We start from the raw sequence: 26791 nt of genomic DNA, 5'->3' as shown, positions 1-26791 counted from the left end.
GGCTATAATGCGCGGATGAACGCACACCACCAGACCTTTGATGCCGCCGTGATCGGCGGCGGGCTCGTCGGCAAGACCGCGGCGCTCGCGCTGACGCAAGGCGGACTGCGCGTGGCGCTGCTCGCGCAACCCTGTGCGGCTTTGCCCGCCGGCGCCACCTTCGACTCGCGGGTCTACGCGCTGTCGTCGAGTTCGCAGGCTTTGCTGGAACGATTGCGGGTCTGGCAGGCGCTCGATCTGTCAAAGCTCGGGCCTGTCTACGACATGCGTGTCTATGGCGATGCGCACGTTGAACTCCATTTCTCCGCGTTTCAGGCGTCCGTGCCGCAACTGGCGTGGATCGTCGAGTCCTCGGTGATCGAGCGTGCGCTGGATGCCGCGCTGCGTTTCCAGCCGAATCTCACCTGGATCGATACACGCGCGCAGGCGCTGGACTTTGCCGCCGACGGCGCGAGCGTCGGTCTCGCCAACGGCAACGTCATCGAAGCCGATCTGGTGGTCGGTGCGGACGGCGCGCATTCGTGGGTGCGCGCGCAGATCGGCTCGAAGATGAACCGGCGCGACTATAAGCAAACCGGCGTGGTCGCGAATTTCAAGGCGGCAAAGCCGCACAGCGAAACCGCCTATCAATGGTTCAAGGACGGTGAGATCATCGCGCTGCTGCCGATGCCGGGCGGCCACGTGTCGCTGGTCTGGTCGGCGCGCACCGAGCACGCCGGGCAACTGCTCGCGCTCGATCCGGCGCAACTCGCGGCGGAAGTCGAACGCGTGACGGGCGAGCAGTTCGGCGCTCTGGAATGCGTGACGCCGGCGCAAGGCTTCCCGCTGGCGCTGCAAACCGTCGATAAGCTCGTGGCGCCGCGCGTCGCGCTGGTCGGCGATGCCGCGCATCTGATTCACCCGTTGGCGGGTCAGGGCATGAACCTCGGTTTGCGCGATGTCGCGACGCTTGCCGAGACGGTCGCCGGCAAGGAAGCATTCCGCGATCTCGGCGACATGGTGCTGCTGCGCCGCTACGAACGCGCCCGCCGCGAAGACATCCGCGCGCTGATGATCGCCACCGACGGCCTGCAAAAGCTCTTCTCGGCGCCCGGTCCATTCGCCAAGGCGCTGCGCAATACCGGCATGGCGTTTGTCGGCGCGCAGCCGTTCATCAAGCGCTGGCTGGTGTCGGCCGCGCTGGGGTAATGCGCCCCAGCCCGCAGACCCGGCCGGCGAGACGGGTATCATGAACGGATGGACGCCGCTCTGGTCAGACCAGAAGCGTCCCAAAAAACGCGCCTCGTGCGCGATCGAACTCCAGGAATTCAGCATGAAAAAATCCTTTCGCATCGCGGCCGCCGTGCTCGCGATCGCTGCCGTGGCAATTGGCTGCTCCGCGCAGGCCGACCAGGCCACCGACAAGCTCAAAGCCACACTGCAAACGCGTCTGACCGACGTGACGATCAAAAGCGTGGCGAAGTCGCCGATTGCCGGCCTCTACGAGGTGAATCTCGGCACGCAGATCATCTATAGCGATGCGAACGGCGACTACCTCATGCTCGGCGACATCGTCGACGCGAAGACCCGCAAGAATCTGACGGAAGCGCGTCTCGCGGAGACCAACCGCATCGACTTCGCGAGCCTGCCGTTCGCGAACGCGGTGAAGGTCGTCAAGGGCAACGGCACACGCAAGATCGCGGTGTTCTCCGATCCGAACTGCCCGTACTGCAAGCAGCTCGAAACGACGCTCAAGTCGATCGATAACGTCACGGTCTACACCTTCCTGTACCCGGTGCTGTCGCCGGACTCGACCGCCAAGTCGAAGTCGATCTGGTGCTCGACCGACCGCGCGAAGGCGTGGGAATCGTGGATGCAGGATCATCAGGCGCCCACGGCAGCCGGCACTTGCGACACCGCCGCGATCGACAAGAACCTGGCGCTCGGCCATGCGATGAATGTCGACGGCACGCCGACCGTGTTCCTCGCCGACGGCCGCCGCTTGCCCGGCGCCGTGCCGGCGGATCGGCTGGACAAGGAAATGTCCGCCGTGCACTGAGCACGCAGCACCCGTCGAAGAAAGGAGGCGCGCCGTGCGCCTCCTTTCACATCAAGCCCGAACATCCCCGCCAGAAACCTCCTAAGCGCCGCCGATGAAGCCGATCCGCTACACCATCGTTCCGAAACAACCCGCCGCCCATCTGTTCGAAGTCACCGTGACCGTCGCCGATCCCGATCCGGCCGGCCAGCGTTTCATGCTGCCGGTGTGGATTCCGGGCAGCTACATGGTGCGCGAATTCGCCCGCAACATCGTCGCGTTGCGAGCCACCAACGACGCGGGCCGCAAGGTGCGTGTCGAAAAGACCGACAAACACACGTGGCAGGCCGCGCCGGTCAAAGGCGCGCTGACGCTGCGCTACGAGGTGTATGCATGGGATCTGTCGGTGCGCGCCGCGCACCTTGACGACACGACGGGATTTTTCAACGGCACCAGTGTATTTCTGTCGCCGCTCGGTCACGAGGAAGCGCAGTGCCTGGTCGATATCCAGAAGCCGGAAGGCGCGGCGTATCGCGACTGGCGCGTCGCCACCGCGTTGCCGGAAGCGCGCGGCACGAAGCGCTATGGCTTCGGCGAGTATCGCGCGCAGAACTACGATGAGTTGATCGACCATCCGGTGACGTTGGGCGAATTCGCGTTGGCGAGCTTCAAGGCGCACGGCGTGCCGCACGACATCGTGATCGCGGGGCGCGTGATCGGACTCGATATGGCGCGTCTGTCCGCCGACCTGAAGCGTATCTGCGAAGCGCAGATCGCGTTGTTCGAGCCGAAATCGAAGAAGGCGCCCATGGATCGCTACGTGTTCATGACGCAGGCTGTCGCCGACGGTTACGGCGGGCTGGAGCATCGCGCCTCGACCGCGCTGATCTGCAACCGCGGCGATCTGCCGGTGGAAGGCCGCGACGCAACCACGGAGGGCTACCGAACCTACCTCGGTCTGTGCAGCCACGAGTACTTCCACACCTGGAACGTGAAGCGCATCAAACCGGCCGTGTTCGCACCGTACGATCTGAGCGTCGAAAACTACACGTCGCTACTGTGGCTGTTCGAAGGCTTCACCTCTTACTACGACGACCTGATCCTCGTGCGCGCCGGCCTGATCTCGCAAGACGAGTATCTCGGCATGCTCGGCAAGGTCGTCGGCGGCGTGCTGCGCGGCAGTGGTCGTCTGAAGCAGACGGTGGCCGAAAGCTCGTTCGATGCCTGGGTCAAATATTATCGGCAGGATGAAAACGCGCCTAACGCGATCGTCAGCTATTACACCAAGGGCTCGCTCGTCGCGCTGGCATTCGACTTGACGATTCGTGCGCAGACTAACCACCGCAATTCGCTCGACGACGTGATGCGTCTGCTGTGGCAGCGCTTCGGGCGCGACTTTTATCGCGGCAAGCCGGTCGGCGTCGAAGCCAGCGAGATCGAGGCGATTTTTGCCGAGGCGACCGGCGTGCAACTGGGCGAGTTGTTTGCCGAAGCCGTCCACGGCACGCGGGATCTGCCCCTCGACACGCTGCTCGCGCCGTTTGGCGTTACGCTCGCACCCGACCTCGAGAAAAACGGCAAGCCGTCGCTCGGCGCGCGTGTGCGCGGCGGTGCGGATTGCACGCTGGCCGCCGTTCACGACGGCAGCGCGGCGCAAAAAGCCGGCCTCTCAGCGGGTGACGTGCTGATCGCGCTCGACGGTTTGCGCGTCACCGGCTCGAATCTTGATTCGCTGCTGTCGCGCTATCTGCCGGGCGCGAAGGTCGAAGTCCACGCCTTCCGCCGCGACGAGCTGCGCACCGCGCAAGTCAAGCTGGACGGGCCTGAGGTGTCGCGCTACAAGCTGACCGTCAGCGATAAGCGGCCCGCCGCGCGCAAGGCGCGGGACAGTTGGCTGGCAAGCTGATCGTAATCTTTGCCGTTGTTAATCGACGGTTCGGAGTGGGGGATTGTTCTATCAGTGCAACAATCCTTCGCTGCCGGACGGCTTTTTCCTGGGTCGGTAAAAAATCACAATGGCTCCACTCGCGCAAAACTGCGCGCCCCTACTGGAGTCAACCATGACCACGATCCTGCAAATCAACTCGGCAGCCCGCTCGCAAGGCGCGAACTCGACGCTTCTCGTCAACGAGCTGACCGCAAAGCTGCAACAATCGAATTCGGGCGCGCAAGTCGTCGTCCGCAACCTGCAAGCTGAGCCGCTGCCGCACCTGGACGATGCCGTCCTCGGCGCGTTCTTCACGCCGGCTGACCAGCGCACGCCGGAACAAGCCGCGATCGCTGCACGCAGCGAAGCGCTGATCGCCGAACTGCAAGCCGCCGACATCGTCGTGATCGGCGCCCCGATGTACAACTTCGGCATCTCGTCGCAACTCAAGACGTACTTCGACTTCATCGCACGCGCCGGCATCACGTTCCAGTACACGGCGAACGGTCCGGAAGGCCTCGTGAAGGGCAAGAAGGTGTTCGTGGTGTCGGCGCGCGGCGGCAAGTATCTCGGCACGCCGAACGACAGCCAAACGCCGTACCTGAAGAGCTTCCTCGGCTTCCTCGGCATGACCGATGTGAGCTTCATCTACGCCGAAGGCCTGAACATGGGCCCGGACGCCGCGTCTGCCGCATTGGCCGGCGCGCGTGAAGCGATCGCCGCTGCGTAAGGTGTGAGGTTTGCCTCGCGCTGCGTGATTGCGGCGCGGTGGAATGAAAAAACGCCACGGGGTGTGAATTCCGTGGCGTTTTTGTTTTTGTGGCGGTGATCTTTGGTGCCTGGTGCCTGGTGCCTGGTGCCTGGTGCTCGGTGTTCGGTGCCCAGTTTCCAGCTCCCGGCCCTCGGTTTCTATTTCATGGGTCCAGGTTTCCGGTTTTCGGTCTCTGGCCTTTGGCGGGTGTCGGTGCGTTGTTGCGCGCGCCGGGCGCTATGCCAGCATTTGCGCTTCGTCGGGCAAGCGCCAGTCGATCGGCTCGCGGCCTTGCTTCACGAGATATTCGTTGGCCGACGCAAAGTGCCCGCAGCCGAGAAAGCCGCGATGCGCCGACAGCGGCGACGGATGCGGCGCCTCCAGCACGTAGTGCGACTTGCCGCCGAGCAGCGCGCGTTTGGCTTGCGCATGTGCGCCCCACAGCATGAACACGAGACCGTCATGGCGCATGGCCAGTTCGTGGATCAGCGTGTCGGTGCATTTCTCCCAGCCGCGCTTCGCGTGACTCGCGGCTGCATCGCGCTCGACGGTCAGCACGGTGTTCAGGAGCAGAACGCCCTGTTTGGCCCAGGTGTCGAGGCAGCCATGACGCGGCGGCTCGTGGCCGAGGCTCGCGGCGATTTCCTTGAAAATGTTGCGCAGCGACGGCGGCGTGCGCACGTTCGGCGCTACGGAAAACGCCAGTCCGTGCGCTTGCGGCGTGCCGCGGTCTTCGCCGTGATACGGGTCCTGGCCGAGGATCACGACTTTGACTTCGTCGGGGCTGGTGAGGCGCAGGGCCCGGAAGACGTCGGCGGGATAGACGGTTTTACCGGCCGCACGCTCGCCGTCGACGAAGCGGCACAGGGGCGCGTAGGCGTCGCTTTCGATGAACGGTTTGAGGTGTGCGCGCCAGGCCGGGGGCAGAGCGGCGAATTGGGCTTCGAGCGTCGGGGGCGGTTGGCCGGCGGGTGTTGATGTCTGCAACGGCTGCGCTGTTGCGCCGGCCGGCGTGGCTGAGGCGTCGCCGAACAGCGAGGCCTGTGACGAATCGGAGCGGGTGCGGGAAGCTGAGGTCATGGCGGGGAAGTGTCGCAGCAAATGCGAGCTGGCTCAAGGTGTGAATGCCGTGCGGGCGTTGTGTACCTTGCCGGCGTGCGCCGGCGCGCTGAGGCGTAGCGCGAGGCAGGGCTTCGGCGCGTGGGTCAAATGCTGAAAAGAACACGTTGGAAGCAATACTTCGGGACGATCACGGCAAAACGATCACGGCAGGACGACCACACCGAACCGAAGACGCGCCCGGCCTTGATCACACACGCCGAGGTCTTAAGCCGCCCGCAACTGATACCCGCGCTGCGCCTTGCTGATGTTGTCCGGCGCGAGGCCGGCCACCTGTTTGCCGAGTTCTGTCGCGAGCGTGTTGAGCGCCGCTTCGTCGCCCGACTTCAGTTCGAGTTCGACTTCGGAGATCGGCGCGCGGCGCGTCTCGCCGTTCACCTCGGCGATAACGTCGCCCTGGTCGATCGCGGCTTCGACTTCCGAGCCGCCCAGCGAGACTTCCCACAGCGTGCGCGTGAAATTCGTGCGGAACAGTTCGATCAGTTCGGGCGCCGCCCGACGCAGGGCTTCAGCGGCGGTGGGCTCGTCGCATTGGCGCAGCAATGCATCGATTTCCAGCTTTTCGCCGGCCACCGGCATTTCCCATTCGTGCCGGCTATGCAGCCCGTCCTTCGCGTTGCCCACCGTCTTGAACGTTTGCAGCCAGCCGTCGGGCGTATGCCGCAACCGCAGCGCGCTTTTCGACGTAGCCAATGCAAGCTTGGGCGTGTCGAAGTAGATATTCGCCAATTCGATCGGGCGACCCTCGTCGCCGGTGCGCGCGACGAACCACCGCGTCGCCGCTTTCACCTGGCTCGCCGGCAGCGCCAGCTTGATTTCACGTTCCATCGCCATTGTGTGCTCCGCAGCGTCCGCTGAATGTTGAAACGCGCTTAGAAAAACATCCGCGCAAGTTCCACACCCGGCTCTTCCGCGCGCATGAACGCCTCGCCGACGAGGAACGTATGCACGTCCATTGCCCGCAGACGGTCGACATCCAGGCGCGACAGAATGCCCGATTCCGTGACCACGATGCGGTCGTCCGGAATCGATTCGAGCATGCCGATGGTCGTCTCGATCGACGTTTCGAAGGTGCGCAGATTGCGGTTGTTGATGCCGATCAGCGGCGTCTTCAACTTCAGCGATTCCATCAGTTCATTGTGGTCATGCACTTCGACCAGCACCGCGAGGCCCAGCGAATGCGCGAGCGCTTCGAGGTCCTGCATCTGCGAGGTTTCGAGCGCGGCCGCGATCAGCAGGATCGCGTCGGCACCCATCGCGCGGGCTTCGACGATCTGATACGGATCGACGATGAAGTCTTTGCGCAGCACCGGCAGATTGCAGGCGGCGCGTGCCTCCTCGAGATACGCGACGCTGCCCTGGAAGAATTGCACGTCGGTGAGCACGGACAAGCAGGCTGCGCCGTGTTTTTCATACGAACGCGCAATCTCGGCGGGGACGAAGTTTTCGCGCAGCACGCCTTTCGACGGGCTCGCCTTCTTCACTTCGGAGATCACCGCGGCCAGACCGGCCGCGTGTTTCGCGCGCAATGCACCGACGAAATCGCGGATGTCGCGCGAGGATGCTTCGAGGCGCAGTTCTTCGAGCGGCGCGCTCTGTTCAGCTACGCGGACTTCTTCGCGTTTGACCGCGATGATACGGTCGAGGATGTCGCTCATGAGTGTCTCGCTACGTAGTTACTGCTTGAATTGCTGGGTGAAGCGGATCAGCTCGTCGACCTTCGCCCGTGCCTTGCCGCTCGCGATCGCTTCGCGCGCCAACTGGATGCCGTCCGCAATCGACGTCGCCACATTCGCCGAATAGAGCGCTGTGCCCGCGTTCAGCGTGACGATTTCACGCGCGACCCCCGGCTTGTTGTCGAGCGCTTCGAGCAGCATCAGCTTGGATTCGGTGGCGTCCGCCACTTTCAGCGTGCGGTTCGACACCATCTGCATGCCGAAGTCTTCCGGATGGATTTCGTATTCGTGCACCTCGCCGTCGCGCAACTCGCCGACTTGCGTGGCCGCGCCGAGCGAGACCTCGTCCATGCCGTCCATGCCGTACACCACCAGCACGTGCTTCGCGCCGAGGCGCTGCATCACGCGCACCTGAATGCCGACAAGGTCGCCGTGGAACACGCCCATCAGCTGATTCGGCGCGCCGGCCGGATTGGTCAGCGGCCCGAGGATGTTGAAGATCGTCCGCACGCCGAGTTCGCGGCGCACCGGCGCGATGTTTTTCATCGCCGGATGATGGTTCGGCGCGAACATGAAGCCCATGCCGGTTTCCGCAATCGAGGCCGCCACCTGTTCCGGCTGCAGATCGATATTCACACCGAGCGCTTCCAGCACGTCGGCGCTGCCAGATTTGCTCGACACGCCGCGACCGCCGTGCTTCGCGACCTTCGCACCTGCAGCCGCCGACACGAACATGGTTGCCGTGGAAATGTTGAACGTCTGCGAACCGTCGCCGCCGGTGCCGACGATATCGACGAAGTTCGAGTTGTCCGGTACGTCGACGTGCCGGGCAAATTCACGCATCACCGTGGCGGCAGCGGTGATTTCGCCGATGGTCTCTTTTTTGACGCGCAAACCGGTGATGATCGCCGCCGACATCACGGGCGAGAGTTCGCCGCGCATGATGAGCCGCATCAGATGCAGCATTTCGTCGTGAAAAATCTCGCGGTGCTCGATCGTGCGTTGCAGCGCTTCCTGGGGCGTAATCGACATGATTTCGTCTCTCTTTATCAAGCGGTGCGGTGAGCGGACTTTGACTGCTTCACGAAGTTTTCGAGCAGCGCGTGGCCGTGTTCGGACAGGATCGATTCCGGATGGAACTGCACGCCTTCAACGGCCAGTTCCTTGTGACGCACGCCCATGATTTCGCCGTCTTCGGTCCATGCGGACACTTCGAGGCAGTCAGGCAGCGATTCGCGTTCGATCGCGAGCGAGTGGTAGCGGGTCACGACGAAATGCTTCGGCAGGTCGGCAAAGACGCCTTTGCAGTCGGTTTCGATCGTGCTCACCTTGCCGTGCATGATGGTTTGCGCGCGCACCACACGGCCGCCGAACGCTTCGCCGATCGCCTGATGGCCGAGGCATACGCCCAGAATCGGCGTCTTGCCGGCGAATTCGCGCAGCACGTCGAGCGTGATGCCGGCGTGTTGCGGGTTGCTCGGACCGGGCGAGAGGCAAATGCGCTCCGGGTTGAGCTTCGCAATTTCGGCCAGCGTGATTTCGTCGTTCCGATAGGTGCGCACGTCTTCGCCGAGTTCGCCGAAGTACTGCACCAGGTTGTAGGTGAACGAGTCGTAGTTGTCGATCATTAGCAGCATGGTGTGTCTCCGGTCAGAAGTCGCTATCGAGGCCGTCTTGAACCTGCTCGGCGGCGCGCAGCACGGCGCGCGCCTTGTTCTCGGTCTCTTGCCATTCGGATTCCGGCACCGAATCCGCGACTACGCCCGCTGCCGCCTGCACATACAGATTGCCGTTTGCGATCACGCCGGTGCGGATCGTGATGGCCAGATCCATTTCGCCGGTGAACGACAGATAGCCGACGGCGCCGCCGTAGAGGCCGCGCTTCACGGGCTCCAGTTCGTCGATCAGTTCCATCGCGCGCACCTTCGGCGCGCCGGACAGCGTGCCGGCCGGGAAGGTGGCGCGCAGCACGTCGAAATTGGTGGTGCCGGGCTTCAGCTTGCCTTCGACCGAGCTCACGATGTGCTGCACGTGCGAGTACTTTTCGATCACCATCTTGTCGGTGACGACCACCGAGCCGATCTGGGCGATGCGGCCCACGTCGTTACGCGCGAGGTCGATCAGCATGACGTGTTCGGCGATTTCCTTCGGATCGTTCAGCAGTTCCGTGGCGAGTTCTGCGTCGCGTTCCGGCGTATTGCCGCGCGGACGTGTGCCGGCGAGCGGCCGGATCGTCACGATGCGGTCCTCGCCGCGCTTTTCCTGGCGCACCAGGATTTCCGGCGACGCCCCGACCACGTGGAAGTCGCCGAAGTTGTAGTAGTACATGTACGGCGACGGATTCAGCGAGCGCAGCGCACGGTATAGCGACAGCGGGTTGTCGCGGTAAGGCTTGGTCAGGCGCTGGCCGACCTGCACTTGCATCAGCTCGCCGGCGGCAATGTATTCCTTCGCCTTGCGCACGGCGGCCAGATAATCGTCTTTCGCGAATTCGCGGTAGGTCTCGGTGCGCACGCTGGCCGAGGTGACCGGCGGCTGCACGGTCGTGCGCAAGCGCTGACGCAATTCACGCAGACGCTGCCTCGCTTTCGTGTACGCCTCGGGCTGCGTTGGGTCCGAGTACACCACGAGGTACAGCTTGCCCGCGAGGTTGTCGATCACCGCGACTTCTTCCGTGAGCAGCAACTGAATGTCCGGCAGGTTCAGATCGTCGTTCGGTGCGGTGTGCGCGAGCTTTTTCTCGATGTAGCGCACCGCGTCATAGCCGAAGTAGCCCGCAAGGCCGCCCGCGAAACGCGGCAGACCGGGGCGTTGCGCCACTTTGAAGCGGCCCTGGAATTGCTGGATGAATTCGAGCGGATCGCCCTCGTGCGTTTCGACGACCTGGCCGTCCCGTACGACTTCAGACACGCCGTTGCGGGTGCGCAGCAGCGTGCGCGCCGGCAGTCCGATGAACGAATAGCGGCCAAAGCGTTCGCCGCCCACCACCGATTCCAGCAGGAACGAGTTGGCGCCGTTGCGCTCGGGCTGAGCCAGCTTCAGGTACAGCGAGAGTGGCGTTTCGAGGTCGGCGAGCGCTTCGGCGATCAGCGGGATGCGATTGAAACCCTCGTTGGCGAGGGACTGGAATTCGAGTTCGGTCATGTTCCGATCCTGTACGTACGTCAGACGGCACTATGCGTCGGACAAAGCGGGGCGCGGCGCGCCCGGTCAGGCGTTCGTTCGACGTTTCGATACGATGATACCGACCGGCGCGAGTTTCCCATCGACGCATGCAAGGGGTTCAGCGCGCAGCTGTACTTTGCGGGTACACGAAGGCCGAATCAACCGGTGCAGCGAAACAAGGTGATGGAAAAAACGCGTGAGCGCAGCGAAGTAAAAAACGGTTGCCGAAGACGAGCTTCAGCGTACCTCAAGCGAGGTTAGCGCGACCAGCGACGCCAGGGCCAGGCTCCCCGGTCGATGCTAATCAGACTCCGTTTTTTATTCAGAAACATGAGGATGAGGGACTTTTCAGGTCGTGGAATGGTGCGCTGCGATAGCCTTGGCGGCATCGAGCAGCGAGGCAACTATACCATCGGATTTTATTTCTTGTATAGCTCGGCCGTGGTTGTAGCCGTACGGCAGCGTCAGCGTTGCCATACCCGCCGCGCGGCCTGCCAGCGCATCGTTTTCCGAGTCGCCGATGGCGACCGTGGCTTGTGGCGCAACGCCTAGCTCCGCGGCGGCGGTGAGCATCGGCAGCGGATCTGGCTTCTTTTTCGGCAGGCTGTCGCCGCCGAGCACGACGCTGAAATACTGGCTGAGCCCATATTGCTCCAGCAATTCGACCGCGAAACGGTGGGGCTTGTTGGTGACGCAGGCGAGTTTGAGGCCGGCGTCGCGCATCGCGCTGAGACCGGCTTCGACCTCGGGGTACAGCCGCGTGTGCACACCGTTGATCTTGGCGTACTCCTCCTGATAGATCGCGAGCGCTTCGTCGAAACGGTCCTGTGCGTGGTCCGTTTCGAAGCGCTCGGCCAGCACGCGGCGAATCAGATTCTCCGAACCCTTACCGATGTAGCCGACCACTTCCTCGCGCGAGGTTTCCGTCGCGTCGAGTTGCGCAAGCATGCCGTTCAGGCCGGCGGTGAAATCGTCTGCGGTATCGATCATCGTGCCGTCGAGGTCGATGATCGCGGCTTGCAGGCGCGGGCCGGTGAAGGTCGGAGCAGGGAACGGAGTCGTCATATTGCGTGCGGGGTGGGTGCGGGGCTTCAGTGTTGGATGTTGGCGAGCGCGGCGCGCATCTTGTCGATCACCACCTTGTGATCCGGCGCGCCGAAGATCGCCGAGCCTGCCACGAACGTATCCGCGCCAGCCGCCGCGATCTCGGCGATGTTGTCGACCTTGACGCCGCCGTCCACTTCGAGATGGATCTCGCGGCCGGTCTTTTCCTTGTAGGCGTCGATCCGCTTGCGCGCTTCGCGCAATTTAACGAGCGCTTCGGGAATGAACGATTGACCGCCGAAGCCAGGATTCACCGACATGATCAGCACCAGGTCGACCTTGTCCATCACGTAGTCCAGATAGCTCAGCGAGGTGGCCGGGTTGAACACGAGACCGGCCTTGCAACCGTGGTCGCGAATCAGCGACAGCGTGCGGTCGATATGGTCCGAGCCTTCCGGGTGGAAGCTGATCAGGTTCGCACCGGCCTTGGCGAAGTCCGGCACGATGCGGTCGACCGGACGCACCATCAGATGCACGTCGATCGGCACGTCCACGTGCGGGCGGATCGCCTCGCAGACGAGCGGGCCGATCGTCAGGTTCGGCACGTAATGGTTGTCCATCACGTCGAAGTGAATCCAGTCGGCGCCGGCGGCGACAACGTTGCGGACTTCTTCGCCGAGGCGGGCGAAATCGGCGGACAGAATGCTGGGGGCGATGCGGAATTGCGTCATGGTGGGGGCGGATACATGCGGGAAAACGCTATTTTACCGTTTTGTGCGTCCCGGAACCGGCTTGCGGGCGGTTTGAGGCCTGCGCCGAAAGCACGCGGCAACAGTGACAAAACGCCTTAGCGGCCCTTGGCCAGAGGGATTTGTCCGGTTGCGGGCGTGCCGCGCATCAAGCAGAATGCCAAACCATAAGCGCCGCTTCGCCAATGTGCCCGCAAACCATTGGCGTTCGGGGCTTCCCGCGATTTTTCACACCCCGTTTCATCAGACCGGAATCAGGATGAGCCAGTATGAATTCAGCGTCTCGGCGCAGGTGCAGTTTCTGCCCGAAGAGTCGGACCCGGAGCGCCGCCAGTATGCGTTTGCGTACACGCTGACCATCCGTAATAGCGGTCAGGTGCCTGCGCAGTTGATCGCGCGTCATTGGGTGATCACCGACAGCGAAAACAATGTGCAGGAAGTGAAAGGGTTGGGCGTGGTCGGGCATCAGCCGCTGCTCAAGCCGGGCGAACACTTCGAATATACGAGTTGGGCGGTGATCGCGACACCCGTCGGGACCATGCGCGGCGACTATTTCTGCGTAGCGGAGGACGGCGAGCGTTTCGACGCACCCGTGCCCGAGTTCATTCTGCGGATGCCGCGCACTTTGCATTGAACCGAGGGCGCGGCTCGAGGTCTCTAAAAAGCTTTATAGCGCAGCTTTACCGGGAGTTTTGCTGCTCTTGCTGTTCATGGGTGGCGGCGCGCGCGGCCTTTTTCTTGCCGGACGACGTCCAGACAACGATAAAGACGAGCAGGAAGAGCGCGAGGAGCGATTCCAGCGCGAAGATGAGCATCGGGTATTCGTCGAACAGATCAGACATGGCGGTTTCCATCAAGAACGAACATTGTATGCGTTTTGTCCGCGCGGCCGGAGCATGGCTCGGCGCGCTTTCGGTTGCGGTCATGCTGGCATCCTGCGGCGGCGGCGGCGCAGTCCGGCCTTCGGTTTCGCCGCCCACGGGTGCCGCAATCATACCTGGGCAAATCGCCGCGACGCGGCTCACCGCCGTGGCCTGGCAGCAGGTGCCAGGGTGGCAGGACGATTCGCTGATCGGCGCGACGGCAGCGTTGCGGCAAAACTGCCTGAGACTTGCGCGTCAACCGAACTGGGCTCGCGCATGCGCGGCGGCCTCGCAGATCGACGATCTGGACGTCACCAGCGCGCGGGCGTTTTTCGAGGCGTACTTCACGCCGTTCCAGTTAGCCAATAACGACGGCACGCTCGATGGTCTCGTCACCGGTTACTACGAGCCGTTGCTGCGCGGTTCGCGCACGCGGCATGGCGTATATCAGACGGCGCTGTACCGCTGGCCATCCGGTTATCGCGCGGGTGCGCCGCTGCCGGCGCGTGCGCAACTCGAGCGTGCGGGCGTGCTCAACGGCAATGAACTCGTGTGGGTCGACGATCCGATCGAAGCGTTCTTCCTGCAAGTGCAGGGCTCCGGGCGCGTCGTGATGGAAGACGGCAGCGTGATGCGGGTCGGATTTGGCGGGACGAACAATCAACCGTACAAGTCGATTGGGCGGTGGCTGCTCGATCGTGGTGAACTGACGCCGGCGCAGGCGACCATGCAGGGTATCAAGGCATGGGCGCGCGCGAACCCGACGCGGGTCGACGCATTGCTCGATACGAATCCGCGCTTTGTATTCTTCCGCGAGATGCCCTCTGCCGAGAGTGTGCCGAGCGGCGGGGCGGACGGTCCGATCGGTGCGTTGGGCGTGCCGCTGACGCCGGAGCGCTCGATCGCGGTGGATCCGACTTCGATTCCGCTGGGTACGCCGGTGTTCCTGCAGACCACGCGTCCGTTGACGAACTCGCCGATGAATCGTCTCGTCTTTGCGCAGGACACAGGCTCCGCGATCAAAGGCGGCGTACGCGCGGACTACTTCTGGGGCCTCGGCGACGATGCCGGCGATCTGGCCGGCAAGATGAAGCAGGGCGGCCGGATGTGGTTGTTGTTGCCGAATTCGTGAGGGGTTGGCGGAGTGGCGGCGGGGTTTTCCCGATCGCTGGTTTCTGGCTTCTGGTTTGATAACGGCGCTGACACTGATCAGCTCCGTTATCAAGCATCAACCTTCGGCGCTTCCGCTTAAAGCCCCGACTTCCGTTTGTCCACCACGCGCCGTGCCTTGCCTACAGAACGCTCGATGCCGTTCACACCCAGCACGTTCACGATCGCGCTAACGCCAATCAGCGCCTTGATGTCGTAGGTCAACGCCTGTTTTGCCGTGGTCAACGCTGCAGTATCCGGCGCTGATTCCGGGCAGGGCTCGACGTTCAACGTCAATACGTCGAGCGGCCCTTCCTTCGTCAGCACGATTTGATAGTGCGGCGCGAGGGCGTGTTGCTTGAGTAGCAATTCTTCGATTTGCGTCGGGAACACGTTGACGCCGCGCACGATCATCATATCGTCCGAACGGCCTGTGATCTTTTCCATCCGGCGCATGGTGCGCGCGCTGCCCGGCAGGAGGCGGGTCAGGTCGCGCGTTCGGTAGCGGATGATCGGCAGCGCTTCCTTCGTCAACGACGTGAATACCAGCTCGCCGAGCTCGCCGTCGGGCAGCACTTCGCCGGTTTCAGGATCGATGATCTCGGGGTAGAAATGGTCTTCCCAAATGGTCGGGCCGTCTTTGGTCTCGACGCATTCTGACGCGACGCCAGGTCCCATCACTTCAGACAAACCGTAGATATCCACAGCATCGATGCCCATGCGCTTTTCGATTGCCTGGCGCATGTCGTTGGTCCACGGTTCCGCGCCGAAGATGCCGAGACGTAGCGAACAATTCGCCGGATCGATGCCTTGCCGTTCGAGCTCGTCGGCGATCGACAACATATAGCTCGGCGTCACCATGATGATGTCAGGCCGGAAGTCCTGAATCAGTTGCACCTGCTTTTCAGTCTGGCCGCCGCCGAACGGAATCACCGTCAGCCCCGCGCGTTCGGCGCCATAGTGTGCGCCCAGGCCGCCTGTGAACAGGCCGTAGCCGTAGCTCACGTGAACCTTGTCGCCGCGTTTTGCACCCGCGGCGCGGATCGAACGTGCGACGAGATTCGCCCATGTGTCTATATCGCGGGCCGTGTAGCCAACAACTGTGGGCTTGCCCGTCGTTCCTGACGACGCGTGGATCCGCGAGATCTGTTCCTGCGGTACCGCGAACATGCCGAACGGGTAGCTGTCGCGCAGATCCTTCTTGGTGGTGAAGGGGAAGCGTGCCAGGTCCGAAAGAGTTTTCACTTCGCTCGGGTGAACGCCGGCTTCATCGAATTTTTGCCGATACACCGGCGAATTTTCATAAGCGTGGTTCAGCGACCATTTGAGCCGCTCGAGTTGGAGCGCGGCAAGTTCGTCGCGGCTGGCTGTCTCGATGGGATCGAGCGGGAGGGCGGTGGTCATCGAATGTCTCCTTGCTGCCTCAATGCTTGGGTCTGGGGTGCGGTGCGCTTGCGCGCAAAAACCTGGGACTCGCTGCTATCTAATCTGTATGGGCACGGCCAACGTGGCGCGAACGGGGCGTGGCTCGGCGGTTCAATCTGTTATTCAATCACCCGTACCCGTGGGAATCAGGGTGCCTTTGATCTGCGCGGATTTGCCGCGAAACATCGCAACGGTCTCTTCTGCGCGATTCGTGACGCGAATATCGTAAATACCGGTGCGGCCGCTCAGCGTCTGTTCGACCGCTTCAGCCGTCAACACGTCGCCGCCTCGCACAGGCCGCAGGAACTCGATCGAGCAGCCCGCTGCAACGGTGTTGACGTTGTATGTGTTGCAAGCGAAAGCGAACGTCGAATCAGCGAGCGTGAAGATCAGACCGCCGTGGCAGATCTGATGGCCGTTCAGGAAGTCGTCGCGCACGGCCATGCGCAGGCGCGCGTACCCTGGGCGCACTTCTACGATTTCGAGGCCGAGCGCCTGGCTGCACGCGTCGTTTTCATACATGGCGGCCGCGGTTGCGCGAGCGAGTTCGTCAGGTGTCATCTGGGCGGGGTGGTCTGGTTGCGCGGACATTTGTGTGGACATATCAGCGACCCTCGAAGCGCGGCGCGCGTTTTTCCACGAATGCTTGCACGCCTTCCGCGTAGTCGCGCGAAGCACCGAGCTCGCGTTGCAGGTTGCGTTCGAGATCGAGCTGCTGATCCAGTGTTTGTGTCGCACCGGCGCGCATCGCCTGCTTGATCGCGGCGATGGCGCGCGTGGGTTGCTGCGCCAGTTGTGCCGCGAGTTTGCTTGCCGTGGTGGCTAGCTCGGTGTCATCGACCGTTTGCCAGATCAGCCCCCAACTCTCGGCTTTCTCCGCGCTCAGTTTGTCGCCTGTAATGGCAAGACCCAAGGCGCGCGCCATGCCGACGCGCTGCGGCAGAAACCAGGTGCCACCCGAATCCGGCACGAGGCCGATTTTCACGAATGCCTGAATGAAGCTGGCAGAACGCGCGGCAAGCACGAGATCGCAAGCCAGCGCCAGATTGGCGCCGGCGCCGGCGGCCGTGCCGTTGACCGCAGCGATCACGGGCAATGGCAGTGCTTGAAGGCGGCGAATCAGCGGATTGAAATGTGCGTCGATCAGTTCGCCCAGATCGGTCATCGCGCCCGGCGTGAAGTCGAGATCCGCGAGATCCTGTCCGGCGCAGAAGCCGCGGCCAGCACCGGTCAGCACGAGCGCACGAGCGCCGGACGCTTCGACCTCGCCGAGTGCTGAGCTCAATTCCAGGTGCATCGCGCGCGTAAAGCTGTTGAGCTTGTCCGGGCGGTTCAGTGTGATGGTCGCTACGCGGCTCGATGCGTCCAGGTCGACGCGAATCGCTTCATATGACATTGGGTGTCTCCTCAAAGTCTCTTTGACCGGTGGGTGCGGTGGCGTTGTTTCAGACCCGCTCGATCGCCAACGCGATGCCTTGACCCACGCCGATGCACATCGTGCAAAGCGCAAATCGGCCGTTGATTCGTTCTAGCTGGTAAAGCGCCGTGGTGATCAAACGCGCGCCGGATGCGCCGAGCGGATGGCCAAGCGCAATCGCTCCGCCGTTCGGATTGACACGCGGATCGTCATCGCGCAGACCGAGTGTGCGCAAAACCGCCAGCCCTTGCGACGCGAACGCTTCGTTCAACTCGATCACGTCGAATTGGTCGAGCGTCATGTTCAGTTGCTTCAGCAGCTTTTGCGTGGCCGGTGCCGGGCCGATGCCCATGATGCGCGGCTCGACACCCGCCGTCGCCATGCCCACGACACGTGCGCGGCGACGCAGCCCGTATTGCTCGGCAGCTTCCTGATTTGCGAGCAGCATTGCGCACGCGCCGTCGTTCACGCCGGATGCATTGCCGGCCGTTACGCTACCGTCGGGACGGACCACGCCCTTGAGCTTGCCCAGGCTTTCGAGCGACGTCTCGCGCGGATGCTCGTCGAGCGTCACGCGGACGGGGTCGCCCTTCTTCTGCGCTATTTCGACGGCGACGATTTCCTGAGCGAGCGTGCCGTCACGCTGCGCGCGAGCCGCCTTCCGCTGACTCGCCAGAGCAAAGGCGTCCTGATCCGCGCGGCTTATGCCGAACTCGACGGCCACGTTTTCCGCGGTCTCCGGCATCGAGTCGACGCCATATTGGCGTTTCATCAGCGGATTGATGAAGCGCCAGCCGATGGTCGTGTCGTAAATGTCGGCCTGCCGCGAGAACGCACTAGTGGCCTTGCCCATCACGAACGGCGCGCGTGTCATGCTTTCGACGCCACCGGCGATCATCAACCGCGTTTCGCCCGCCTTGATGGCGCGAGCAGCGGTGCCGACCGCGTCCATGCCCGATCCGCACAGGCGGTTGATGGTTGCACCGGGGGCATCAGTGGGCAGGCCGGCCAGCAATGCGGACATACGCGCGACGTTGCGGTTGTCGTCACCCGCCTGATTGGCGCAACCGTAGATCACGTCGTCGATTGCCCGCCAGTCGACTCCCGGATTGCGCTCGATCAGTGCCTTGATCGGCACCGCACCCAGGTCATCCGCGCGGACATCTTTCAGGGCGCCGCCGTAACGGCCGATTGGAGTGCGAATCGCGTCGCAAATGAAGGCGTCGTTCATGTGGGTTCCTGCGTGGACGGATCGGCGGGACATGCCGATCCGATGTCTCACGTTAGTTGGGGCGCACAGCCCGGTCCATTCGGCCAGACGGCATAGGACGAACGCCGTGCTCTTGTCTTATGCCAATCAGCCAGGTACCGCCGGTGCCGCTTTCGGTTCAACATGAACGCGACTTTGAACGACGCGGAAGCGGTTCGCGACAAAGGCTGCGTCGGCCAGCGCGGCATTTGCCGCCGGGTTTGCGCCCGTGCCATGGAAGTCCGAGAAGGCGGCCGACTGATTGACGAAAACGCCGCCCGTCAAATTGATTGAGAGTGCTACGCCGCCGCGGATCGATGCTTCGTGCGCCTCTTCGAGCACGGCTTCATCTGTACTGTAGACCGACAGCGTCAGCGCGCCGTGCTCAGCGGCAATTGCGCCGGCAAGGTCGAGCGACTGCGCTGTCGAGTCCGTCGCGATCACGAACGAGATCGGGCCGAACCACTCTTTGGTGAACTGGGCGTGATCGGTGGCGGCGTCCAGCTGGAGCACGAGCGGTGTGCGCACGCGAGCGCCGGCAAAAGCCGGATGTTCGAGCGATTGGCTTTCTACTAGAACGTGGCCAAGCTTGGCCGCTTCGTCGATACGTTGCGTTACGCCTTCGTTCTGGATCGCGCCGAGTAGTTCGACTGCGCGCGCAGGGTCCGCAACCAGTTTTTGTACTGCGCCGGCGATAGTCTGGGCGACTTCGTCGAAACTGAGCGTGCCTTCAGCGGTGCGGATGCCGTTGCGCGGTACATAGATGTTTTGCGGGGCGGTGCACATCTGGCCCGAGTACAGCGCGAGCGAGAAGGCAATATTGCGAGCGGTGGCTTTGATGTCGTCAGCCGAGTCGATCACGATCTGGTTGACGCCGGCTTTTTCGGTGTAGACCTGCGCTTGATGCGCATGGCGTTCGAGCCACGTGCCGTTTTGCGTGCTGCCTGTGAAGTCGATTAGCTTGATTTCAGGGCGCAGTGCCAGACTCTGGACGAGCGCGCCGTCGTTCGGTTCCGTGGCTAGCAACGTGACGACATTCGGATCGAATCCGGCCTCGCGCAGCACATCACGCGCAATGCGTACGGTTAGCGCGAGCGGCAGAATCGCGCCCGGATGTGGCTTGACGATGACGGTGTTGCCTGTGGCCAGATCGGCGAAGAGGCCTGGGTAGCCATTCCATGTCGGAAAGGTGCAGCAGCCGAGCACCAGACCGGTGCCGCGCGGCACGACGGTGTAGCGCTTGTGCATGGCGAGCGGCGGATTTTTGCCTTGTGGCTTTTCCCAGTGGGCGTCGGCGGGAATACTGCGTAGCTGGTCCCACGCGTATACGACCGCTTCGAGCGCACGGTCTTGTGCGTGCGGGCCGCCCGCCTGGAAGGCCATCATGAATGCCTGACCCGTTGTGTGCATCACGCTGTAGCCGATTTCGAAGCTGGCGCGATTAACGCGCGCGAGAATTTCGAGACATACGCCGATCCATGCCTGAGGACCGGCCGCGCGCCAGCCACGTTGTGCGGCGGCGGCTGCGGAGATCAGCGAGTCGGGATTGGCCTTCGGATAGCGTATGCCGAGCGGAAACCCGAACGGCGAGACTTCGGCGCCGACCGTTTCGCCGGTCGACGGCTGATCCAGTTCAAACGCTTTGTTCAGATGCGCTTTGAATGCGGCTTCGCCGTCCGCGTTAGCTGTTTCCCCGTACACTTTCGGGCTGGGCATCTCGACGAACGGGCTCCAGTAGCCGCGCGTTTCAACCGCGGTGAGTGCCTTTTGCAGCGTGTCTTCGTGCTTGGTGAATAGCGGATGTGTCATGGCAGAGGGCTTGGCTGTGTGTTGGGAAAAGCCTGTCGAATAATTGACCGACCGGTTGGTTGGTGAATGGTAGCATTACTGAGACGGCCGCGCGAAGCGTTTTTTGCGCGCCATTAACCATTAGGAGGCGACATGGCTTACGAGAACATTCTGGTTGAGACGCGTGGACGGGTCGGTTTGGTCACATTGAATCGCCCGAAGGCGTTGAACGCACTGAACGACGCGTTGATGGACGAACTGGGTGTAGCGCTACGGGAGTTCGATACCGACGACGCGATTGGTGCGATCGTGGTGACCGGCAGCGAGAAGGCGTTTGCCGCCGGCGCCGACATCGGCATGATGGCGACCTATTCCTATATGGACGTCTACAAGGGCGACTACATCACCCGCAACTGGGAAACGGTGCGCTCGATTCGCAAGCCGATCATTGCTGCGGTGGCGGGATTCGCGCTTGGCGGTGGCTGCGAGTTAGCCATGATGTGCGACATCATTTTCGCCGCCGATACTGCGAAGTTCGGTCAGCCGGAAATCAAGCTGGGCATCATGCCGGGTGCGGGCGGCACGCAACGGCTCCCGCGCGCAGTCTCCAAGGCGAAAGCGATGGACCTTTGCCTGACCGCCCGCTTCATGGATGCTGCTGAGGCCGAGCGCGCCGGATTGGTTTCGCGGGTGATTCCAGCGGCTTCGCTGCTTGACGAGGCGGTGGCGGCCGCCGCAACCATCGCTGAATTCCCGTTGCCTGCGGTGATGATGGTCAAGGAATCGGTTAATCGCGCATACGAAACGACGCTTGCAGAGGGCGTGCATTTCGAGCGTCGCCTCTTCCATTCGCTCTTCGCTACGGAAGATCAGAAGGAGGGGATGGCCGCGTTCGTCGAGAAGCGCAAACCGGTTTTCAAGCATCGTTAATACGCTTGTCAAAATAACGCTTGCAAGGGGCCGTGCGGCTCGCTAGAATCTCGCTCTTTCGTGCTCCGGACAGCGGGGTGCGGGAAGCGGGAGAGCCAGCAGTGGCAAGGCTTTGCGCGAAGTGAGCGGGTTGGGAAAGTTGGAAAAACCTGTTGACGGCGTAGTGAAAGTTCTCCATAATCTCGTTTCTCTGCTGCTGATGCAGCGACGCAGAACGAAGCGGTGCCGGGAGGTGAAGGATGCGACCCGGTGCGGTTTTGGTGGTGGATGCGTAATTGATCTTTAAAAACTAACAGCCGATAAGTGTGGGCGCTTGATGCGCGACGCGAGCCGGGCCCTTCGGGGTCTGGCGCAAAGCGAAAGTATCAAGTCTCACACAGTAATGAAAGGAAGGTTTTTCTGTCGAGAGACAGATTAATCATTCGTCAGTACGTTGAGTGAGCGACCGGTCTCGGAAGAGACCGAAAAACAGTAACAGGTTTGAACTGAAGAGTTTGATCCTGGCTCAGATTGAACGCTGGCGGCATGCCTTACACATGCAAGTCGAACGGCAGCACGGACTTCGGTCTGGTGGCGAGTGGCGAACGGGTGAGTAATACATCGGAACGTGTCCTGTAGTGGGGGATAGCCCGGCGAAAGCCGGATTAATACCGCATACGCTCTACGGAGGAAAGGGGGGGATCTTAGGACCTCCCGCTACAGGGGCGGCCGATGGCAGATTAGCTAGTTGGTGGGGTAAAGGCCTACCAAGGCGACGATCTGTAGCTGGTCTGAGAGGACGACCAGCCACACTGGGACTGAGACACGGCCCAGACTCCTACGGGAGGCAGCAGTGGGGAATTTTGGACAATGGGGGCAACCCTGATCCAGCAATGCCGCGTGTGTGAAGAAGGCCTTCGGGTTGTAAAGCACTTTTGTCCGGAAAGAAAACCTCCGCCCTAATATGGTGGGGGGATGACGGTACCGGAAGAATAAGCACCGGCTAACTACGTGCCAGCAGCCGCGGTAATACGTAGGGTGCAAGCGTTAATCGGAATTACTGGGCGTAAAGCGTGCGCAGGCGGTCCGCTAAGACAGATGTGAAATCCCCGGGCTTAACCTGGGAACTGCATTTGTGACTGGCGGGCTAGAGTATGGCAGAGGGGGGTAGAATTCCACGTGTAGCAGTGAAATGCGTAGAGATGTGGAGGAATACCGATGGCGAAGGCAGCCCCCTGGGCCAATACTGACGCTCATGCACGAAAGCGTGGGGAGCAAACAGGATTAGATACCCTGGTAGTCCACGCCCTAAACGATGTCAACTAGTTGTCGGGCCTTCATTGGCTTGGTAACGTAGCTAACGCGTGAAGTTGACCGCCTGGGGAGTACGGTCGCAAGATTAAAACTCAAAGGAATTGACGGGGACCCGCACAAGCGGTGGATGATGTGGATTAATTCGATGCAACGCGAAAAACCTTACCTACCCTTGACATGTATGGAATCCTGCTGAGAGGTGGGAGTGCCCGAAAGGGAGCCATAACACAGGTGCTGCATGGCTGTCGTCAGCTCGTGTCGTGAGATGTTGGGTTAAGTCCCGCAACGAGCGCAACCCTTGTCCCTAGTTGCTACGCAAGAGCACTCTAGGGAGACTGCCGGTGACAAACCGGAGGAAGGTGGGGATGACGTCAAGTCCTCATGGCCCTTATGGGTAGGGCTTCACACGTCATACAATGGTCGGAACAGAGGGTCGCCAAGCCGCGAGGTGGAGCCAATCCCAGAAAACCGATCGTAGTCCGGATCGCACTCTGCAACTCGGGTGCGTGAAGCTGGAATCGCTAGTAATCGCGGATCAGCATGCCGCGGTGAATACGTTCCCGGGTCTTGTACACACCGCCCGTCACACCATGGGAGTGGGTTTTACCAGAAGTGGCTAGTCTAACCGCAAGGAGGACGGTCACCACGGTAGGATTCATGACTGGGGTGAAGTCGTAACAAGGTAGCCGTATCGGAAGGTGCGGCTGGATCACCTCCTTTCTCGAGCTAACGTGTCAATGCGTTGAGCGCTCACGCTTATCGGCTGTGAAATCAGACAGTAAGTCAGACAGACTGAGGGGTCTGTAGCTCAGTCGGTTAGAGCACCGTCTTGATAAGGCGGGGGTCGATGGTTCGAATCCATCCAGACCCACCATTGTCTTGTCTGCGATGGCTGCGCTGGTCGATGAACCCCGAAGTGTGATGATGGTCTGTGCATGACTGGGGGATTAGCTCAGCTGGGAGAGCACCTGCTTTGCAAGCAGGGGGTCGTCGGTTCGATCCCGTCATCCTCCACCAATCTTCAATGCGCAGCGTTCTGCTGAAGTAAAAAAGCAGAGGGTTTTGCATTGGCGATTGAGCCAGTCAGAGTGATACGCGGTTATAGCAACTGCGATATCGGCTGTCGTTCTTTAACAATCAGGAAGAAGTAGTAAAGAGATTCACGAAAGGATACTTAGAGATGGGTATTCGAGTAGGTGAATCAGGGTTGTGATTGTATCAATGTATGAAAAGGTGATCGAAAGATTGCTTTGGAATACGGCGCAACACGAATACTCAACCTGTAGCGGTGGTGGCGAACGCATCATTCCCAGAGAATGATGCAGAGACACACCCGTTATAGGGTCAAGCGAACAAGTGCATGTGGTGGATGCCTTGGCGATCACAGGCGATGAAGGACGCGGTAGCCTGCGAAAAGCGGTGGGGAGCTGGCAAACGAGCTTTGATCCACCGATATCCGAATGGGGAAACCCGGCCCGTATGGGTCATCCGTAGCTGAATACATAGGCTACGTGAAGCGAACGCGGTGAACTGAAACATCTAAGTAACCGCAGGAAAAGAAATCAACCGAGATTCCCAGAGTAGTGGCGAGCGAAATGGGACCAGCCTGTACTCTTTATTTGTAGTGTTAGCCGAACGCTCTGGAAAGTGCGGCCATAGCAGGTGATAGCCCTGTAGGCGAAAACATTATGAAAGAACTGGGTGTACGACAAGTAGGGCGGGACACGTGAAATCCTGTCTGAAGATGGGGGGACCATCCTCCAAGGCTAAATACTCGTGATCGACCGATAGTGAACCAGTACCGTGAGGGAAAGGCGAAAAGAACCCCGGGAGGGGAGTGAAACAGATCCTGAAACCGCATGCATACAAACAGTCGGAGCCTCGCAAGGGGTGACGGCGTACCTTTTGTATAATGGGTCAGCGACTTACATTCAGTGGCAAGCTTAACCGATTAGGGCAGGCGTAGCGAAAGCGAGTCCGAACAGGGCGTTCAGTCGCTGGGTGTAGACCCGAAACCAGGTGATCTATCCATGGCCAGGATGAAGGTGCGGTAACACGTACTGGAGGTCCGAACCCACTAACGTTGAAAAGTTAGGGGATGAGCTGTGGATAGGGGTGAAAGGCTAAACAAACCTGGAAATAGCTGGTTCTCTCCGAAAACTATTTAGGTAGTGCCTCGTGTATCACCTTCGGGGGTAGAGCACTGTCATGGTTGTGGGGTCCATTGCGGATTACTACGCCATAGCAAACTCCGAATACCGAAGAGTGCAATCACGGGAGACAGACATCGGGTGCTAACGTCCGGTGTCAAGAGGGAAACAACCCAGACCGCCAGCTAAGGTCCCCAAATATGGCTAAGTGGGAAACGAAGTGGGAAGGCTAAAACAGTCAGGAGGTTGGCTTAGAAGCAGCCATCCTTTAAAGAAAGCGTAATAGCTCACTGATCGAGTCGTCCTGCGCGGAAGATGTAACGGGGCTAAGCCATATACCGAAGCTGCGGATGCACAGTAATGTGCATGGTAGGAGAGCGTTCCGTAAGCCTGCGAAGGTGCACTGGAAAGTGTGCTGGAGGTATCGGAAGTGCGAATGCTGACATGAGTAGCGATAAAGGGGGTGAAAGGCCCCCTCGCCGTAAGCCCAAGGTTTCCTACGCAACGTTCATCGGCGTAGGGTGAGTCGGCCCCTAAGGCGAGGCAGAAATGCGTAGCTGATGGGAAGCAGGTTAATATTCCTGCACCATTGTTAAATGCGATGGGGGGACGGATCGCGGAAGGTTGTCCGGGTGTTGGAAGTCCCGGTCCTTGCATTGGAGAAGGCGCTCAGGCAAATCCGGGCGCGGAATTCAAGGGTGCGAGGCCAGTCGCTTAGGCGACGAAGCAATCGGAAGTGGTTCCAAGAAAAGCCTCTAAGCTTCAGTTTAACAGGACCGTACCGCAAACCGACACAGGTGGGCGAGATGAGTATTCTAAGGCGCTTGAGAGAACTCGGGAGAAGGAACTCGGCAAATTGGTACCGTAACTTCGGGATAAGGTACGCCCCTGTAGCCTGACTGGCCTGCGCCAGGAGGGTGAAGGGGTTGCAATAAACTGGTGGCTGCGACTGTTTAATAAAAACACAGCACTCTGCAAACACGAAAGTGGACGTATAGGGTGTGACGCCTGCCCGGTGCCGGAAGATTAAATGATGGGGTGCAAGCTCTTGATTGAAGTCCCGGTAAACGGCGGCCGTAACTATAACGGTCCTAAGGTAGCGAAATTCCTTGTCGGGTAAGTTCCGACCTGCACGAATGGCGTAACGATGGCCACACTGTCTCCTCCCGAGACTCAGCGAAGTTGAAGTGTTTGTGATGATGCAATCTCCCCGCGGCTAGACGGAAAGACCCCATGAACCTTTACTGTAGCTTTGCATTGGACTTTGAACCGATCTGTGTAGGATAGGTGGGAGGCTATGAAGCGTGGACGCCAGTCTGCGTGGAGCCGTCCTTGAAATACCACCCTGGTTTGTTTGAGGTTCTAACCTTGGCCCGTGATCCGGGTCGGGGACAGTGCATGGTAGGCAGTTTGACTGGGGCGGTCTCCTCCCAAAGTGTAACGGAGGAGTACGAAGGTACGCTAGGTACGGTCGGAAATCGTGCTGATAGTGCAATGGCATAAGCGTGCTTAACTGCGAGACCGACAAGTCGAGCAGGTGCGAAAGCAGGTCATAGTGATCCGGTGGTTCTGTATGGAAGGGCCATCGCTCAACGGATAAAAGGTACTCTGGGGATAACAGGCTGATACCGCCCAAGAGTTCATATCGACGGCGGTGTTTGGCACCTCGATGTCGGCTCATCTCATCCTGGGGCTGTAGCCGGTCCCAAGGGTATGGCTGTTCGCCATTTAAAGAGGTACGTGAGCTGGGTTTAAAACGTCGTGAGACAGTTTGGTCCCTATCTGCCGTGGGCGCTGGATATTTGAAGGGGGCTGCTCCTAGTACGAGAGGACCGGAGTGGACGAACCTCTGGTGTACCGGTTGTCACGCCAGTGGCATCGCCGGGTAGCTATGTTCGGAAGAGATAACCGCTGAAAGCATCTAAGCGGGAAACTCGCCTTAAGATGAGATATCCCCGGGGCTTCGAGCCCCTTGAAGGGTCGTTCAAGACCAGGACGTTGATAGGTCAGGTGTGGAAGCGCAGTAATGCGTTAAGCTAACTGATACTAATTGCCCGTAAGGCTTGATCCTATAACAGG

At 61.0% G+C, this 26791-nt stretch carries 21 protein-coding genes, 2 tRNA genes and 2 rRNA genes; 11 read left to right on the top strand and 14 right to left on the bottom strand.

The genetic code is table 11. The features are described from left to right. The first annotated feature begins 15 nt into the window (after positions 1 to 15). The 4 genes from DSC91_RS23655 to DSC91_RS23640 all read left to right on the top strand — a co-directional run bounded on the left by DSC91_RS23655 (position 16) and on the right by DSC91_RS23640 (position 4674). The gene (locus DSC91_RS23655; RefSeq protein ID WP_115781124.1) at positions 16 to 1188 is read left to right on the top strand and encodes a UbiH/UbiF family hydroxylase; all 1173 of its coding nucleotides are present in this window, start codon (positions 16 to 18) and stop codon (positions 1186 to 1188) included. 124 nt (positions 1189 to 1312) lie between these two features. Continuing rightward, positions 1313 to 2038 carry a DsbC family protein gene (locus tag DSC91_RS23650; protein ID WP_115783461.1) on the top strand — a complete coding sequence of 242 codons (726 nt, stop codon included), beginning with the start codon at positions 1313 to 1315 and terminating at the stop codon, positions 2036 to 2038. 94 nt (positions 2039 to 2132) lie between these two features. Next, a complete protein-coding gene (locus DSC91_RS23645; RefSeq protein ID WP_115781123.1) occupies positions 2133 to 3923 on the top strand; it encodes a M61 family metallopeptidase in 1791 nt (596 codons plus the stop codon). 154 nt (positions 3924 to 4077) lie between these two features. Next, on the top strand, positions 4078 to 4674 hold the full coding sequence (locus DSC91_RS23640; protein WP_115781122.1) for an FMN-dependent NADH-azoreductase: 597 nt from the start codon (positions 4078 to 4080) through the stop codon (positions 4672 to 4674). 258 nt (positions 4675 to 4932) lie between these two features. Here DSC91_RS23640 and DSC91_RS23635 read toward each other — a convergent pair whose 3' ends face one another. From DSC91_RS23635 to rpe, 8 genes are all read right to left on the bottom strand, one after another. Next, a complete protein-coding gene (locus DSC91_RS23635) occupies positions 4933 to 5775 on the bottom strand; it encodes a uracil-DNA glycosylase (protein WP_115781121.1) in 843 nt (280 codons plus the stop codon). A gap of 246 nt (positions 5776 to 6021) precedes the next feature. Continuing rightward, positions 6022 to 6648, bottom strand: a complete 627-nt coding sequence (locus tag DSC91_RS23630) for a CYTH domain-containing protein (protein ID WP_115781120.1) — start codon at positions 6646 to 6648, stop codon at positions 6022 to 6024. A 38-nt stretch (positions 6649 to 6686) separates the two neighbouring features. Further along, entirely contained in the window at positions 6687 to 7472 is a 786-nt protein-coding gene (gene trpC / locus DSC91_RS23625; RefSeq protein WP_115781119.1) for an indole-3-glycerol phosphate synthase TrpC, read from the bottom strand. A gap of 18 nt (positions 7473 to 7490) precedes the next feature. Continuing rightward, complete coding sequence (gene trpD / locus DSC91_RS23620) at positions 7491 to 8522, bottom strand: anthranilate phosphoribosyltransferase (protein WP_115781118.1); 1032 nt, start codon at positions 8520 to 8522, stop codon at positions 7491 to 7493. A gap of 17 nt (positions 8523 to 8539) precedes the next feature. Further along, positions 8540 to 9127, bottom strand: a complete 588-nt coding sequence (locus tag DSC91_RS23615) for an aminodeoxychorismate/anthranilate synthase component II (protein WP_115781117.1) — start codon at positions 9125 to 9127, stop codon at positions 8540 to 8542. A 13-nt stretch (positions 9128 to 9140) separates the two neighbouring features. Beyond that, on the bottom strand, positions 9141 to 10634 hold the full coding sequence (trpE, locus tag DSC91_RS23610) for an anthranilate synthase component I (protein ID WP_115781116.1): 1494 nt from the start codon (positions 10632 to 10634) through the stop codon (positions 9141 to 9143). A 369-nt stretch (positions 10635 to 11003) separates the two neighbouring features. Continuing rightward, a complete protein-coding gene (locus DSC91_RS23605; RefSeq protein WP_115781115.1) occupies positions 11004 to 11720 on the bottom strand; it encodes a phosphoglycolate phosphatase in 717 nt (238 codons plus the stop codon). Positions 11721 to 11746: 26 nt separating this feature from the next. Further along, positions 11747 to 12430 carry a ribulose-phosphate 3-epimerase gene (gene rpe, locus DSC91_RS23600; RefSeq protein ID WP_115781114.1) on the bottom strand — a complete coding sequence of 228 codons (684 nt, stop codon included), beginning with the start codon at positions 12428 to 12430 and terminating at the stop codon, positions 11747 to 11749. Between the two features lie 277 nt (positions 12431 to 12707). On the opposite strand from rpe, the gene apaG reads away from it, so the two are divergent. Then, entirely contained in the window at positions 12708 to 13082 is a 375-nt protein-coding gene (gene apaG / locus DSC91_RS23595; protein ID WP_054036748.1) for a Co2+/Mg2+ efflux protein ApaG, read from the top strand. Positions 13083 to 13128: 46 nt separating this feature from the next. On the opposite strand, the gene DSC91_RS38305 is transcribed toward apaG, so the two are convergent. Then, positions 13129 to 13374: a hypothetical protein gene (locus DSC91_RS38305; protein ID WP_162831421.1), complete on the bottom strand. Its 246-nt coding sequence runs from the start codon at positions 13372 to 13374 to the stop codon at positions 13129 to 13131. Here DSC91_RS38305 and mltA point away from each other — a divergent pair. After that, complete coding sequence (mltA, locus tag DSC91_RS23585; RefSeq protein WP_115781113.1) at positions 13319 to 14443, top strand: murein transglycosylase A; 1125 nt, start codon at positions 13319 to 13321, stop codon at positions 14441 to 14443. The two genes, DSC91_RS38305 and mltA, sit on opposite strands and share 56 nt — an antisense overlap. Positions 14444 to 14559: 116 nt before the next feature. Here mltA and paaK read toward each other — a convergent pair whose 3' ends face one another. From paaK to paaN, 5 genes are all read right to left on the bottom strand, one after another. Next, positions 14560 to 15864 (bottom strand): phenylacetate--CoA ligase PaaK, encoded by a 1305-nt coding sequence (gene paaK / locus DSC91_RS23580; RefSeq protein WP_115781112.1) that lies wholly within the window; start codon positions 15862 to 15864, stop codon positions 14560 to 14562. A gap of 144 nt (positions 15865 to 16008) precedes the next feature. Beyond that, a complete protein-coding gene (paaI, locus tag DSC91_RS23575) occupies positions 16009 to 16476 on the bottom strand; it encodes a hydroxyphenylacetyl-CoA thioesterase PaaI (protein ID WP_115783459.1) in 468 nt (155 codons plus the stop codon). 13 nt (positions 16477 to 16489) lie between these two features. Further along, positions 16490 to 17281 carry a 2-(1,2-epoxy-1,2-dihydrophenyl)acetyl-CoA isomerase PaaG gene (paaG, locus tag DSC91_RS23570; protein WP_115781111.1) on the bottom strand — a complete coding sequence of 264 codons (792 nt, stop codon included), beginning with the start codon at positions 17279 to 17281 and terminating at the stop codon, positions 16490 to 16492. Between the two features lie 49 nt (positions 17282 to 17330). After that, positions 17331 to 18533, bottom strand: coding sequence for a 3-oxoadipyl-CoA thiolase (pcaF, locus tag DSC91_RS23565; RefSeq protein WP_115781110.1), 1203 nt, complete (start codon positions 18531 to 18533; stop codon positions 17331 to 17333). 126 nt (positions 18534 to 18659) lie between these two features. Beyond that, positions 18660 to 20360 carry a phenylacetic acid degradation protein PaaN gene (gene paaN, locus DSC91_RS23560; RefSeq protein ID WP_115781109.1) on the bottom strand — a complete coding sequence of 567 codons (1701 nt, stop codon included), beginning with the start codon at positions 20358 to 20360 and terminating at the stop codon, positions 18660 to 18662. Positions 20361 to 20492: 132 nt separating this feature from the next. Here paaN and DSC91_RS23555 point away from each other — a divergent pair, with 132 nt between their 5' ends. The 5 genes from DSC91_RS23555 (at position 20493) to DSC91_RS23535 (ending at position 26783) form a co-directional block, all read left to right on the top strand. After that, positions 20493 to 21269, top strand: a complete 777-nt coding sequence (locus tag DSC91_RS23555) for an enoyl-CoA hydratase (RefSeq protein WP_115781108.1) — start codon at positions 20493 to 20495, stop codon at positions 21267 to 21269. 482 nt (positions 21270 to 21751) lie between these two features. Beyond that, positions 21752 to 23282: ribosomal RNA gene (locus DSC91_RS23550) — 16S ribosomal RNA — on the top strand. A gap of 77 nt (positions 23283 to 23359) precedes the next feature. Beyond that, positions 23360 to 23436: transfer RNA gene (locus tag DSC91_RS23545), tRNA-Ile, on the top strand. 67 nt (positions 23437 to 23503) lie between these two features. Next, a tRNA-Ala gene (locus DSC91_RS23540) sits at positions 23504 to 23579 on the top strand. Between the two features lie 325 nt (positions 23580 to 23904). Then, positions 23905 to 26783 (top strand): 23S ribosomal RNA (locus tag DSC91_RS23535). Together the 16S and 23S rRNA genes with 2 tRNA genes alongside form the textbook arrangement of a ribosomal RNA operon. The last annotated feature ends 8 nt before the right edge of the window (positions 26784 to 26791 follow it).

Source organism: Paraburkholderia caffeinilytica (assembly GCF_003368325.1).
GTDB classification, from domain to species: Bacteria; Pseudomonadota; Gammaproteobacteria; order Burkholderiales; family Burkholderiaceae; genus Paraburkholderia; species Paraburkholderia caffeinilytica.
This window is presented reverse-complemented; position numbering and strand designations above follow the sequence as displayed.